Annotated in this window: 11 protein-coding genes and 5 pseudogenes; 8 read left to right on the top strand and 8 right to left on the bottom strand. The window is 64.7% G+C overall.

Going from position 1 to position 12,787, the window contains the following annotated elements:
* A partial coding sequence (locus ACFFJC_RS20250; RefSeq protein ID WP_379489160.1) for a transposase occupies positions 1-769 on the top strand: 769 nt, incomplete at its 5' end.
* A 75-nt stretch (positions 770-844) separates the two neighbouring features.
* On the opposite strand, the gene ACFFJC_RS20245 is transcribed toward ACFFJC_RS20250, so the two are convergent.
* Both ACFFJC_RS20245 and traA read right to left on the bottom strand, forming a co-directional pair.
* Positions 845-1,552, bottom strand: coding sequence for a DUF6118 family protein (locus ACFFJC_RS20245; RefSeq protein ID WP_379489159.1), 708 nt, complete (start codon positions 1,550-1,552; stop codon positions 845-847).
* Between the two features lie 6 nt (positions 1,553-1,558).
* Positions 1,559-4,483 carry a Ti-type conjugative transfer relaxase TraA gene (gene traA / locus ACFFJC_RS20240; RefSeq protein ID WP_379489158.1) on the bottom strand — a complete coding sequence of 975 codons (2,925 nt, stop codon included), beginning with the start codon at positions 4,481-4,483 and terminating at the stop codon, positions 1,559-1,561.
* Between the two features lie 173 nt (positions 4,484-4,656).
* On the opposite strand from traA, the gene ACFFJC_RS20235 reads away from it, so the two are divergent.
* From ACFFJC_RS20235 to ACFFJC_RS20220, 4 genes and pseudogenes are all read left to right on the top strand, one after another.
* Positions 4,657-4,962 carry a conjugal transfer protein TraD gene (locus ACFFJC_RS20235; protein ID WP_169576810.1) on the top strand — a complete coding sequence of 102 codons (306 nt, stop codon included), beginning with the start codon at positions 4,657-4,659 and terminating at the stop codon, positions 4,960-4,962.
* A gap of 37 nt (positions 4,963-4,999) precedes the next feature.
* Positions 5,000-5,224, top strand: coding sequence for a conjugal transfer protein TraD (locus tag ACFFJC_RS20230; RefSeq protein ID WP_169576796.1), 225 nt, complete (start codon positions 5,000-5,002; stop codon positions 5,222-5,224).
* Positions 5,221-5,495 (top strand): annotated as a pseudogene (locus ACFFJC_RS20225) (hypothetical protein). The gene ACFFJC_RS20230 and the pseudogene ACFFJC_RS20225 overlap by 4 nt, the downstream one beginning before the upstream one ends.
* Before the next feature lie 6 nt (positions 5,496-5,501).
* Positions 5,502-6,999, top strand: a pseudogene (locus tag ACFFJC_RS20220) (type IV secretory system conjugative DNA transfer family protein).
* 174 nt (positions 7,000-7,173) lie between these two features.
* Here ACFFJC_RS20220 and ACFFJC_RS20215 read toward each other — a convergent pair.
* Positions 7,174-7,338: pseudogene (locus tag ACFFJC_RS20215) on the bottom strand (ISKra4 family transposase); the annotation flags it as partial.
* Between ACFFJC_RS20215 and ACFFJC_RS20210 the strand changes: the two are divergent.
* Positions 7,337-7,594 carry a hypothetical protein gene (locus ACFFJC_RS20210; RefSeq protein WP_169576793.1) on the top strand — a complete coding sequence of 86 codons (258 nt, stop codon included), beginning with the start codon at positions 7,337-7,339 and terminating at the stop codon, positions 7,592-7,594. The pseudogene ACFFJC_RS20215 and the gene ACFFJC_RS20210 overlap by 2 nt on opposite strands.
* A gap of 96 nt (positions 7,595-7,690) precedes the next feature.
* Positions 7,691-8,497 carry a tyrosine-type recombinase/integrase gene (locus ACFFJC_RS20205; protein ID WP_379489157.1) on the top strand — a complete coding sequence of 269 codons (807 nt, stop codon included), beginning with the start codon at positions 7,691-7,693 and terminating at the stop codon, positions 8,495-8,497.
* On the opposite strand, the gene ACFFJC_RS20200 is transcribed toward ACFFJC_RS20205, so the two are convergent.
* The 5 genes and pseudogenes from ACFFJC_RS20200 to ACFFJC_RS20180 form a co-directional block, all read right to left on the bottom strand.
* Positions 8,478-9,113: an IS1096 element passenger TnpR family protein gene (locus tag ACFFJC_RS20200; RefSeq protein ID WP_206377589.1), complete on the bottom strand. Its 636-nt coding sequence runs from the start codon at positions 9,111-9,113 to the stop codon at positions 8,478-8,480. The two genes, ACFFJC_RS20205 and ACFFJC_RS20200, sit on opposite strands and share 20 nt — an antisense overlap.
* 1,054 nt (positions 9,114-10,167) lie before the next feature.
* Complete coding sequence (locus tag ACFFJC_RS20195; protein ID WP_169576791.1) at positions 10,168-11,127, bottom strand: replication initiator protein A; 960 nt, start codon at positions 11,125-11,127, stop codon at positions 10,168-10,170.
* Positions 11,124-11,468, bottom strand: coding sequence for a hypothetical protein (locus tag ACFFJC_RS20190; protein ID WP_169576790.1), 345 nt, complete (start codon positions 11,466-11,468; stop codon positions 11,124-11,126). Before ACFFJC_RS20190 ends, ACFFJC_RS20195 begins: the two co-directional genes overlap by 4 nt.
* Positions 11,468-12,121 (bottom strand): nucleotide-binding protein, encoded by a 654-nt coding sequence (locus ACFFJC_RS20185; protein WP_169576789.1) that lies wholly within the window; start codon positions 12,119-12,121, stop codon positions 11,468-11,470. The genes ACFFJC_RS20190 and ACFFJC_RS20185 overlap by 1 nt, the downstream gene beginning before the upstream one ends.
* Before the next feature lie 82 nt (positions 12,122-12,203).
* Positions 12,204-12,329, bottom strand: a pseudogene (locus ACFFJC_RS20180) (transcription elongation protein SprT); the annotation flags it as partial.
* Between the two features lie 111 nt (positions 12,330-12,440).
* Between ACFFJC_RS20180 and ACFFJC_RS20175 the strand changes: the two are divergent.
* Positions 12,441-12,767: pseudogene (locus tag ACFFJC_RS20175) on the top strand (IS5 family transposase); the annotation flags it as partial.
* Between the last annotated feature and the right edge of the window lie 20 nt (positions 12,768-12,787).

Here is a 12,787-nt window from a genome sequence, read left to right as displayed (position 1 = left end):
CAGCCAATCACCGCAAGGCGGCCCTCACCGGAGCGATACGGCGGGGAACTCGTCGAGCGCCGAGCGGATCGACCTTCTCGGGCGGCTCAAGGCGATCTTTCCCGACATGAAAATCGCCGCGCTGACCGGCGACAGGGAGTTTGTCGGCAATGTCTGGATGGCCTGGCTGGAAAGGCAGAAAATCCCGTTTGTTCTGCGCCTTAAGGAGAACCAGCATGTCGTCCGCGACGGCCATGAAACATGGCCCATCGAGCGTATCGCGCAAAACCTGAAACGCGGCGAGCACACAAAACTCAAGGGGTTCTGCCGCCTCGGTTCGGGCGGCCAGGCATCGGGTCCGCGTGTGCGGCTCGTCATCATGCGGCTCAAAACCGGCGAGCTTCTGGCGCTGGCGACCAATGGCCGGCCCGGCCTGGCGCTTGCCCGCTATCGCGCGCGCTGGAAAATCGAGACGCTGTTCGCCAATCTCAAGACCCGTGGCTTCGATCTGGAAGCCACCCACATCACCGATCCGGATAAACTCGAAACGCTGCTCGTCATCATGACCATCGCCGCCGCCCTCGCCGCCAAAGCCGGCGCGGCGGCCCATCAAATCCGGCCGATCCCGGTCAAAAAACACGGCCGCCAAGCCGTCTCGATCTTCGCGCTCGGCCTGGCCATATTAAGAAAAATCTTCGCCCGCGACCTGCCCGAGCAAGCAAGCAACCTCATCGCCCGGCTCCTATCGCCGAACTTATCGCCCAAACCCTTGATCCGACTCGGCTTTTGAATGGGAGTCGAGTACTGTGGAGTTTACTATGCTCACCACGGGCAGATCCGCAGCCGATATTGCCGCGTGCGCTTGTTAAGGCAAGTATTCAAAATCGATCGTACAGCGGACGGTCTTTTTCGCCTTGGCGGCGGCTTCGCGGCAGGTTTCGATTGTTTCGCGATTATGTTTGACCAGGTTCGCCGCCGCGACGATCGCTTCCCAGCTTGGCGGTGACGCGCGCGCCATCAGATAGGCGCCGGCATCCCACGGGGTCGGTTCGTTGACGATACGGGCGGCCATGCGCTCAGGCCACAGCCAGTGTGCCGGCGCGAGGCGCGCGATCGGTCCCGCCATCAGCGCGCAGAGCACCAGCCCTGCCACCAGGCTGCTGGCGGCGGCGATAGACAGCCAGCGATTTTGCTCGTCTTTCCGCCGCGCGGACGCGACCATGTCCTGCAAGTCGTGGGTGGCCGCTGCCATCGTCGATTTCGCCGATTGGACCTGGTGCTGTAATTCGCGGGCCGCATCGGCGACAGAAGCGTTTAAACGGCCTCCCATATTTTCCGGGGTGAGGGTCATGGCGGGACTGTTCCGAACCGCGTCGATCTGCCGCACCAACAGGCCCAGCACCTTTTCGGTGCGCTCGAGCGTCGGCTCATAGTCGGGAATATCAATGGCCTCGCGCGCGGCGGTCATCCCCTCGACCGCATGGCGCAACAGCGCCACCTCACCGCGCAACCGCTCGAACGCCAGCGCCGGATCGTCGCCCGCATCGGCCTTGTCGCGATACTCGTCCATCATCCTCTCCTACCGGCCGAGGCCGCGATCACGGTCGATCCCAAGCTCGTGCGCCAACTGGCGACCAAGCTCGCCGCCGCCCATGACGCGCGCGCGGTTCATGCCGATCTCAAGCCCCAGTTCACGGGTGCGTCCGCGCAGGATCGATTCCACCTGGGGGTCGCGTTCAAGGCTTTTCGCCATGCCGGCCATTTCCTTGCCCGCCTTCTCGCGGCCCGCCATGTCGTCGGCGCGATAAAGCCGTTCGCGATCCTGGGAGAGCTGTCGCCAGCGCTCCACGAACCGATCCGCGCGCAAGGCAGGATCGGCACGCATGCGCGCTTCCTGCGCCATCGCATCGAGCAGCGGGCCGCTGCGCCCCGCCGCCGCTTCGAACAGCAAGGCGCGATCGCGCTGCATCGCCGCCGACAGGTCGCGCGTGGCTCCCGGCCTGATCCTGTCGAGCGCCTGGGTCGCGCGCTCGAGCGCGACCTTCTGATGCTCCAGCACCGGCCTGCCCGATGCACGCGCCTGCAACACCGCCTCGGCTGAACGCGACGTGCGCTCAAGCGCCCGCGCGAACGCACGATCCTCAACCCGATCGGCACGCGCGGGCGGGCGTTCCGTGCCCTTCGCCAGCTCGGTCGGCAGCTTCAATCCGTCGAACATGCCACGCCGCGGCGTGCGGAGCGTTTCGCCCAAGCGGATCTCGCCCGCCAGGCCGCGCCGATCGGCAAAGGCACGGGCCTCGGCGTCGCGGTCCCGAACCATTGGATAATCCGACGCCATATCCTTCGCCCGCTCGCGCCCCAGCGTGCGGACGAGCTTCGTTTGGTCGGCGAAGTCGTCGCGGCCGTAATGGAGCTGCACCCCATCACGATGCCGCGACAACCCGACATAGGCAGCGTGGCGGTCCATCCCCGGTGTCGCCAGCACATGCGCCCGATCGACCGTTACACCTTGCGATTTGTGAATGGTGGCGGCATAGCCATGATCGACATGGGCATAGTCTTTCAGGTCGAACGCGATCGATCGCCCGTCATCGAGCCGCACCGCAATGCTATCGGGCGATACGCGCTCGACCTTCCCCAGCGTGCCGTTCTTCACCCCTAGCCCGCGCTCGTTCTTGAGGAACATGATGCGGTCGCCGCTCGCGAACGCGCGCAATCCCCGCTCGGCCGACACGCGCACGTCCTCGCCCAGCTCGCCGCTGGCCCGCATCCGATCGCGCGCGGCCAGGTTCAGGTCGCGGACCTCGGCATTGGTGTGGGTGAGGATGATCCGGGTCTGATCGGGGTCGGCGCTGCGCTGCGCGTCCCAGCGGTCCACAAGGTCAGCGCGCGCGATCTCGCGCGTCTCAGCCACCTGCACCATGCCATGGGCTTCATAGGCATGGACCGCCTCGCCGGTACGGCCCGTCGCCAGCGCCCGGGTCGCGGCGCGCTGCCAGTCCGCATGCTGCCGGCGTATCGTGGTGATCTCGGCCGCACCGTGGCGCTCGGCGAGCGCGCGGAACGCCGCACCAGCCTCGATCGCCTGCAACTGCTCGGGATCGCCGACCAGCACAACCTTCGCCCCCGCCTGTTCGGCGCGCGACAACACCCGCTCCATCTGCCGCGTGCCGATCATGCCCGCTTCGTCGATCACCAGCACGTCACGCGGCCCCGGCAGCTCGCGGCCCTGTTCCCACTGATACTCAAGGCTGGCGATCGTCCGCGAGGGGATAGCAGAGCCGCCTTCCAGATTCTCCGCCGCGATTCCCGACAACGCCGCACCGCGCACGATGTGACCGGCGCGCTCCCATTCGTCGCGGGCGACGCCCAGCATGGCCGACTTGCCGGTGCCGGCATAGCCGATGACGATTGAAAGCCCTCTGTCACCAGCTATATGGTCCAGTGCGGCCTGCTGCTCTGCCCCGAGCACGAGGCCCCCACTCCCGGCGGCGCGCCCCTTGCCAGGGGTCGCCGCCGGGAGACCATGCCCCGCCCTGTCAGCAAGCCGATCGGCGGCACGTTCAAGCCTTTGCTCGGTCTCGATCATGTCGCGCGAAGTGAACCGATCCTCGCCGCGCCCGTCCTTCCCCAATGCGACCAGCTCGGAGCTGGCGCGTACCGCCCCCATCACCTGGTCGAACTGGTCCTTGCCGTCGCTGTGCCGGAACGCGAACTGCGCCAGGTCGCGCCGCGTGAACGTGGCCTGTTGGCGCGTGATCGCGTCGAGCGCGATCTGCGGCCTGGCGATGATCTTCTCGCCATTCTCGCGCGCAATCCGAGCATGGTCCTCAACCCGCTCGGCATCCTCGCCCCGACCGAACCGGCGCGATCCTGCCGGCCCGATCTTGTGCTGCGGCTCAAGGTCGATGCCCTGCGCCTCCAACGTGCGATGATCGATATGTGCATCGATATCCAGTTCGGCCAGACGCGCGTTGACATGATCCGCCCACGCGACCCGCCATTCCTGCAACAACGCGTTGCTGTTCCAGTCGCGCACCTTCTGCCCGAACCCTTGCGCGCCAACCTCGCGCATCGACAGCATGACATGCGCGTGCGGCTTGGGTTCGCCGTCCTTGCCCCTGTCCCAATGCACATTGAGGTCCGCGACCATGCCGCGTTCGACGAACTGCTTCTCGACGAAATCGCGGGCGAGCTGCACGCCCTGCGCCTGGTTCATTTCGCGCGGAATCGCGAACTCGATCTCACGGGCAAGCTGCGCGTCCTTGCGCTTTTCCCCTGCCTCCACCTCGTTCCACAAGGTCGAACGATCATTTAAACGCCCCGGTGCGCGCCCCGGCAACATCACTTCCGAATGGACGACGCCCGCCTTGTTGCTGAAATCGTGATCGCGTCCAAGCCGGTCATCGTGCAGCTCGGACGCTGAACGGTAGGCGGCTGATGCAACCGCGCTCGATCCGTTGGCGCGGCTGATGACCTTGGCGGAGAAATGGTAGATCGCCATGACGCTCCGCACACTGCCCTACTCAGCGCATGTCGGCAACGACGTATAAGCGCGCACTCAAACTCTCTGCCGTTCGCATGATTGACTTCACCGCATTTTCTGATCCGTCCAGTTTTGTCACACGCATGCTGTGCTACGCGGCGGCTTCTGCTGTAGGCGCGAGGGAGAAGATGATGCGCAAGGTGCGGGACTATGACGCGGAGCTGAAAGCGCTCGGCGACAAGGCCAGGACGTTGAAGGCCAGGAAGATACAGCAGCTCGGCGAACTCGTCGCGTCCACAGGGGCCGATGCGCTCGATCCCGATGTGCTGGCCGGTGCGTTGCTCGCCGCCGTGGAACAGGCAACCGCGGAAGAAAAGGAGGCGTGGCGCGCGAAAGGCGCCGCCTTCTTTCAGGGCGGGCGGCGCAAGACTACGCTCCGCCCTCGTTTCGGCGGATCGGCAAGCGGCGAAACTTCAACAGGCGGTTCGCAGGGCTGAGGCCGGGCAGCGTCGCACCGATACGAGGGGATGGGTCGTGCAACGCCGGGAACGCACCCGCCACCTGATCGAGCTGGGCGGCCTCGTCCAGAAAGCCGGCCTCGTCGATCTCGCCGACGATGATCGCGCCACCCTTTATGGCGCAATGCTCGAACTGGTCGCCCGCGCCCAGGGCGACGATGCCGGCAATGTCCTGGCGCTGTGGAAGCGGCGCGGCAAACGCGCTTTCGACGCGGAAACCGAAGGGAGTGAAACACCATGACCAGGCTCGATGTCGAAGAAATCCGCGCCTGGGTCCGCACGCTTGATTTCACGCGCGGCACGGCGGCCGAAATCGCGATGTGGCGCGAAGACGATGCAGACTCGCGCGCCAACCTCGCGATCGAAGGCATGGCGCTCACGCCCGATGAGGAGCCCTGTTTGACATGCTGCGCGAGGAAGCCGTGCCCCCTGCCCTCGCCACCGCGATCGTCTTCAAGCTGCTCGGCCATCCCTACGCCGATCCCGCGCTGGCGATTGCGGCGGAAAGGTGATCGGCAATGGAATGGCTCCGCCAGCTCGGCCGCGCGATCCGCAACCTCGCCCGCCTATCGCGCCAGAATCCGATCTGGGCGATCACGGCGCTGACCCTCAGCTCGATCGTGCTCGTCCGCCACCTGTTCCGCGTCGCGATCCTGTCCTGATCGTCGGCATCGTGCTCGCTGGCGGGATGCAGTTCGCGCTGCACGCGCTGCTCGGCCTGGCGCGCGATTCCCATATCTACCAGATCGTCATGATGCTGACGGCCCTCGTCATCCTCCTCATCGGCTTGCGCGCCCTCTTCCAGCCCCTGATCCTGCGCTACGGAGGCCCCGCCGGCGACGACACCCACGGCTCGGCCCGATTCGCCACCGATCGCGAGACGCGGCCATTCGTCCAGGGCGGCGACAGCCTGCTGATCGGCCGTGATCGCAAGTCAGGCAAGCCGCTGCGCTACACCGGCCCCGCCCATCTGCTCTCGATCGCGTCGACGCGCACCGGCAAGGGCGTGGGCACGATCATCCCCAACCTGCTCGACTATCCCGGCCCGGTCGTCTGCATCGACCCCAAGGGCGAGAACGCCCGCATCACCGCCCGCCACCGCGCCAGGTTCGGCCCGGTCCATGTCCTCGATCCCTTTAGGGTGACGGGCATCGGCTCGGCCGCATTCAACCCGCTCGATCGCATCGACCCTGCCGGCCTCGATCTCGCCGACGACTGCATGACGCTGGCCGACGCGCTGGTCTACGACGCACCCGGCGAAGCGGGGGAAGCGCACTGGAACGAGGAAGCCAGGGCGCTGATCTCGGGCATCATCCTCTCGATCGTCACCACCCTGCGCGACCGTCTCACCCTCGCGCCGCAAGCCTTCGCCGCCCAGCTCGCCGATATGGCAGGCGCAGGGTGGCCTAGCCGCCCGCGCCGCCAAACGCTACCTTGGCAAGTCCGATCGCGAAGCCGCCGGCGTACTGTCGGCCGCGCAGCGCCATACCCATTTTCTCGACAGCCCGCACATGACGGCGGTGCTGGGACGCTCGGATTTTACGTTCGGCGATGTGAAGGCGCGCGCCACCACCGTCTACCTGGTGCTGCCGCCCGACCGGCTCGCTACCTATGCCCGCTGGCTGCGCCTGATGCTCGCGCAAGGATTGACCGAACTGGCCCGCGCGCTGGCCACGTCGGAGCGGGCTGTGCTGTTCCTGCTCGACGAGTTCGCAGCATTGGGCCGTCTCGAACCTGTCGAGCGCGCCATGGGCCTGATGGCCGGTTACGGCATCCATCTCTGGCCGATCCTGCAAGACGTCCACCAGCTCCGCGCGCTATACGAGCCCCGCGCCGACACCTTCCTGTCCAACGCCGGCGCGCAGCATGTCGGCCCCTCTGCTCATGCCCGATGAGGTCCGCACGCTGCGCGAGGATTTGCAGATCCTGTTCCTTGCGAGGCAACGGCCGATCGTCGCCGCCAAGCTGGGCTACTATGCCGATCGCGAGTTCGCAGGCAGGTTCGATCCCGCCTGACAGCGTTTAAACGGTCGCGGATGTTCTCTCTTGGCGTTGTCTGGCGTACTTTCGACGCCTACGCCCGTCCTGCCGTGAATCCCTGTCCGAATAATTCATCGAGGCTTAGCGTAGGATTTCGCCCCCTTCCCGCACGGTCGCCCAACATGAGGGACCATGAGGAAGTGTGAGCATTCACGCTGCGGCAGCCTGCTTGGAGGCGGTGTCGCCGTAATTGTCGTTGGCCAGGCCCGGATACCATCTCTCGAACAGGGGCCGTAGCGTGCCGTCGAGGGCACGGGTACGCGTTTGCAGGAGCAGGTGAGCGCCGCGCCTGGTCCACTGCATTTGTTGGCGCTTGCCGGCAGGCCCATGCATCGACCTGAGTCTCGACTATTCGGCGCTGGACGGCGGCAAGCAACGCCTTGCCGTCTTCCAGGAGGAGACCGATGTCCTCGGCGCGCTCGGTCGTCTTATCGAACACGGCGACTTCCTCGGGCGTCATCATGGCGCCGTCATCGGTGGTGATCTGGAGCAGGACGCTGACACGCATGAAAACCTCCGATGCTGGAAACAACGAGCGAGCTTTCCACAAGGACCGGAGTGGAAAACCTAGGTGGCCCAATAGGTGGCCACCCCGCCGATCCTGACACATTTGGAGCCTCGAAGCATCATTGGTTTGCACTCCGAATAATCTTGTGCAAACTGAGACATGACTGCTATCGCTCGCGCCGCTGCTTCTATTTCCGCCATACTCGTCCGCGAGGGCGTCGATTACGCACAGAGCAAAGCCGTGTTTAAAGCTGCCAGGGCGCGGGCGGGACTGCACGCTTCGCCCGAGCGCCGTGGGGGTGTCGACCGGTTGACGGTCGAGGAGGAATTGCGTTTCCTTGACCAAGCCTATTCCCGCGACGGCAAGACCGGGCTGATGTTGCAAACCCTGCTTGAGACCGGTGCCCGCGCGTCGGAGCTGGTTCAACTCAGGGTCGAGGAGGTCAGCCTAGCAGAGCGTGTCGTCACGATCCGGCCTGGCAAGGGCGGCAAACGCCGCGAAGTGCCGATCCGGCGTGACCTGGCGCAATTGCTCCGCCTGCATATCGGCACCCGCCGGGCGGGGCCACTGTTCGTCAGCAGGCAGCAGGGATCGGGACCTTTGCCTTACACCCTGACACGCCAGCGCGTCGGTCAGGTCGTTCGTGCCGTGGCGACGTCCGCAGGGATCAGCAAGCGCGTCTATCCGCATCTGCTGCGCCACACTGTCGCCACCCGCCTGCTGGCGCTCGGCATGGACATTACCGACTTGCAACGCTTTCTCGGTCATGAAAGCATCACGACCACCCGACATTATGCCGAGACAACCGCGGCCACGCTGCAGCGCCGGTTCGATCAGCTCACCGATCCCGCGGCACACACTTTGGTAACTAGCATCCAGCAGCAGCGCGGCGACGATGCCGCGCTGCTCGCCGCCGATCTCCTCGCCCGGCGCCGCGCTGAGCAGGTCAGCACTGCTGGTGCATAAGCGCCAGATGATCGCCTTTTCGGAGCCGAGCGTTTACCGTGCGGCGCACGAACGCCCTGCCGCGCGCATCTTCGCGGGCTTTGCTACGCTCGACAGCGACCTCCAGTCGCCAGCGCGTGTCCTGATCGTTCAGCACTTGCGGCCGGTTTTCCAAAACCGCTTCGTTCAGGATCTCGGCTATGGTCTGCAGGTCTTCGAAGGCCTCCCATGACGATGCATCATCCAGGCCGGCCAGATAGCCCTGGGGCCCGCCGCAATCCTCCGGCGGGCAGGCACCATCGCCTGCCGCGCAGGTCGGGTATATCTTGCCTGGCAGCCTATCCAGGCGGTTTTCCTCGATCCTGACCTCGTGCCGCCACGGGAGGTTCAGATCATAGTCGTACGTGAATCGGGTGCCCTTGCGCAGTTTCAGCGATGCCAGCGTCACGTCTGCCGAGGAAGCGGACAGTTCCCACGAGCCATAACACCGGGAGCGCAGACGGAACTGGTAGAGATGAATGCCTTCCCATCCCATCGCCACTTGGATCACGCCGTGCAACTCGCGCAAGGTGCAGCTGTCCAAGATCTGAACTCGTCGCCACACCATCGGGCTGATCCCCAACAGCCAGACCTTCACCTGTACGATACCGGGCGCGTCTAATGTCGCAGCTTGGGCCCATGTCGAAGGCCGAGCCACCAGCCCTGCATAGCGCCCCGAAGCCTACTTCGCTACCGATCCCCACACTTCCTCATGGTCCCCCAACATGATGTTGCCGATCCGTTCTTCCTTAGCGTACATGAAATGCACTTTCGTGTAGTGACCCCTGGTATTGCAGCGGCCCGCCTGCTGTGGTCGCGCCCTGGATCGCAACCGCGATGGCCATACCGTTAGCGATCGGCGCGGCGGATCAATGGCCAGGATCATCATTCGAGCGGCGGTTGCCCAGGCAGCCCGTACAGCACCGTAGGAGCTTGCCCCCTCTCTGAGCTGCCAAATGTCCGAAACGACGCTCGACGGCCCTGAAATCGCGCCTGTGGCGCCGTTTCCGCCCGTCCTGCGCTCTTTGGTTGATCACCGCCCCTACCCGCTTGGCTTTTCTGGAAGGCCAATTTTTAAGGGTGCCGCTAGCACAATGTTGTCGGTAGAAGCGCAGTGTTTAAACGAGTCTAATCAAACCATAGTGTGCCGGGTAAGAGGATCGCTTTAGTGATCCGGGGCGGCCGGAGGCCGCGAGCCGGCGGGGCGAAGCCCCAAGAGGCGGTGCTGTTTTTTACGCCGCAGGCACACACCTTTCGAATTAGAGTTATCCACAAGCGGCAGGTGAGCTGGAGCCGTTAAAGGCTTCTGTTAAATATGAATCGTTAAGTAAGTTAAGCCCAAAAAATCTCTGTTTTCGTCTAGTTGTTTCAATGCTTTATGATTCTCTCCGGTGGGCGAAACCCCGTGATTCGGTGTGTAATCCCCCGATAGTGGGGTGTGTGATCCCCCGACGCTTTGGTGGGTAATGCCCCGATGGTCTGACAGGCGCCTCGGGAGTCGCGTTCGAGTCGGTAACGGTGGGTGAAACCCCGATAATAGCCCTTGGGAGCAGCCTGATTCGTTGTTTTGTTGGTCCTTCGCAACTCGCCGCCCCGAAATCGGGGGCGGCTTGCCCCTGTTTCCGGGGCGGCGGTGTGTGAAACCACGATAGTTAGCGTCGCTCGCCGCGCGCCAGGCGGTCCATCAGGTCGTCCACTTCCTCGGCGCGCCGGCGATCAGCGGTGAGGCGCTCGTGGCGCTCGCGTTCCGCTTCCAACCTGGCGTGCAGCTCGGCCGCCTCGGCTGCACCGCGCATGTCGAACCGCACCGCAGGCGCGCCCTCGGCCGTCTTGGTCATGGTCATGGTGTATTCGGGGAGTTGATCGGCTTCGATGACCTTCCGCAACATGCGGTTGAACTCCTTGGGCTGGGCGTCACTCCCGGCCTTCTCGCGCAGCAGCTCGACGCGGCACATCCACCCGCCCCGCTGAGTGCCGGCATGCTTGCGCGCGATGCGATACAGCGCCCGTTCAAGCCCGCCTGTCAGCAGAAAATAATCGGCGTGCATGGTGAGCAGCGAACGCTCGCTGACAATCCCTTCATAGACCCAGTTCGACAGGGTGATGGTCATTCCGCGCGGCTGTTCGGTCGCCGGATCGACCTCCAGGCTCCACCCGTCCAGCCACCCGAATTGCGCTTCGGTGCGACGCTTCGGCGCGCGCAGCGACGTGCGGATGGAAGTCGTCTCCAGACGCGACAGCGCCGCCTGCAACTCGGTATAGTCGCGCCCGCCCGTCCCGCGCCCGATGGCGCGCAACAGATCGTAGGTGGTCGTGGTCAGCGTCCTGGGCAGGTCGTTGACCCCCTGCTCTTTCATCCGGTTGAGAACCGACGCGGCCCAAATCAGAATATCGGCGTCCCATATCGTCGCCATGCCATAGGCGGGCATCGCCTCGACCTTCACCCACGCCTCGCCGTCAGGGCTGCGATATTCGATCGGCTTGAGGCGCTTGCGCTTCTGGAGCGAGAAAAACGGCCGCTCCATCACCTCCCGCTGATCTTTCAGCGGAAGGTCGTTCACCAGCGGAATGAACAGGTCAAACGTGGGATTGGGATCGCGGCGCTTGTTCACGGGGCGAACCGGGTATGGCCTCGCGACACGAGATATTGCCGCAACAGCCGCTCGGTGACGACGGTCAGCGGCTCGCCCCCTTCCTCGACGCTCAATTGCCGCAAGGTGCGGTGCATATCCTCGGGGATATGGATCAGCACGGGTTTCTTGCCCGGGTGACTGCTGCGCCGTGCCGGCGCCGCGCTGGATGCGCCGCGCGCGCCCTCCCCTGCCCGCTTAGGCCGCGATCGGGCTGCGGGTTCCGGTTGGGGCACCGGCTCGGGCGCTGGAACGGGCGTGGGCGATGCCTCGGGTTCGGGATCATCGAAGATTCCGGCGAGGGCGGAGGATTTCTTGGCCATCAGGCTACCTCGCTTAGTGGCTTATTCGCATAACCGCTTAGTCGCTTAGCCTCCGCATAGGCGGCGCGTAACTCGGTCGCCGCCTTGCTGTCCGGCTCCAGTTCGACCGCCGTCTTGCCGATCGGCGTCGCCTTGTAGAAGTCCTTGCGGAAGTGCAGCACGGAATCGAACACGGCGATGCCCTTCGCGGCGAAGCCCGCGCGGGCCTCGGCCCCCTCCCCGCCTTGGTGCGGCACTTGGGTTAGGATCACCGCGAACGGCGTTCCCGCCTGCTGCACCTGCTTGACGGTCTGGAGAACCGAATGAACGTCCAGCCCCCTGGGCGCGACCGGGATCACCACGAAATCGGCCTGCTCGGCGGCCAACATGGCGATGTCCTTGGAGTTCGCTGGCGTGTCGATGATGATAAGGTCCAGTTTGCCGCTCTCGCGCCCACGCGAGACGTGCAGCGGCAAGCCCGCGACGCTGCTGTCCTTCACCATCACATCGTCGGTATCGCGCCGCTCCGACCAATAGAGCGCGGACCCTTGCCGGTCGTCGGCATCGAGGATCACAACGGCCGCCCCTTCGCAGGCGGCCTCGACGGCGAAGGCGGTGGCGATGGTCGTTTTCGACTGCCCGCCCTTCTGCGCGATGATGGCCCAAGTTTGCATGACGGCTCCTACTAAGCGACTATGCGGCTTATATCGCCTAGTCGCTTAGTAGGCAAGTCATGCCGCTTAGCAGGTTAGTGGCTTAGTTTTCCTTCTCACTCTCGTCGTCGTCCAGCAGTTCATGCGCCATGACCCCATGATCCTCGATCGGGCAAAGCGGCGCTCCGGCCAGCTCCAGCCATCTGCGCGCGGTCCTCACAGTATACCCCTACAAGACCGCTTGCGGGCTTGGGGAGCGCGAGCGACTAGGGCGCAAACTCATAAACTGGCTTGCGGGAAGGCTGCCGGATTGATTCAAGGCTTCAGGAAGGAGCTTTGGATGACACGGCGACGCTACGAACTGACGGATTGGGAATGGTCGATCATTGAGCCGTTGCTGCCGAACAAGCCGCGCGGCGTTCCCCGCGTCGATGACCGGCGAGTGCTGAACGGTATTCTTTGGCGGTTCCGGACAGGCTCGCCATGGGCAGAGATACCAGAGCGCTACGGTCCCTCGACCACCTGCTACAACCGGTTTGTCCGCTGGCGCAAAGCCGGAGTGTGGGACCGGCTTCTGGCTGCGGTTTCCGCCGCTTTCGAAGGCGAGATCGTGATGATCGATTCCACCTGCGTCCGCGTCCACCAGCACGGTGCGACGGGCAAAAAGATCCCATGGGCGCGGGCTGG

Origin of the sequence: Novosphingobium soli (assembly GCF_042432915.1) — a bacterium.
GTDB lineage: Bacteria > Pseudomonadota > Alphaproteobacteria > Sphingomonadales > Sphingomonadaceae > Novosphingobium > Novosphingobium soli.
Note: the sequence above shows the minus strand (reverse complement) of the source record. Positions and strands in the feature narration are given on the sequence as shown.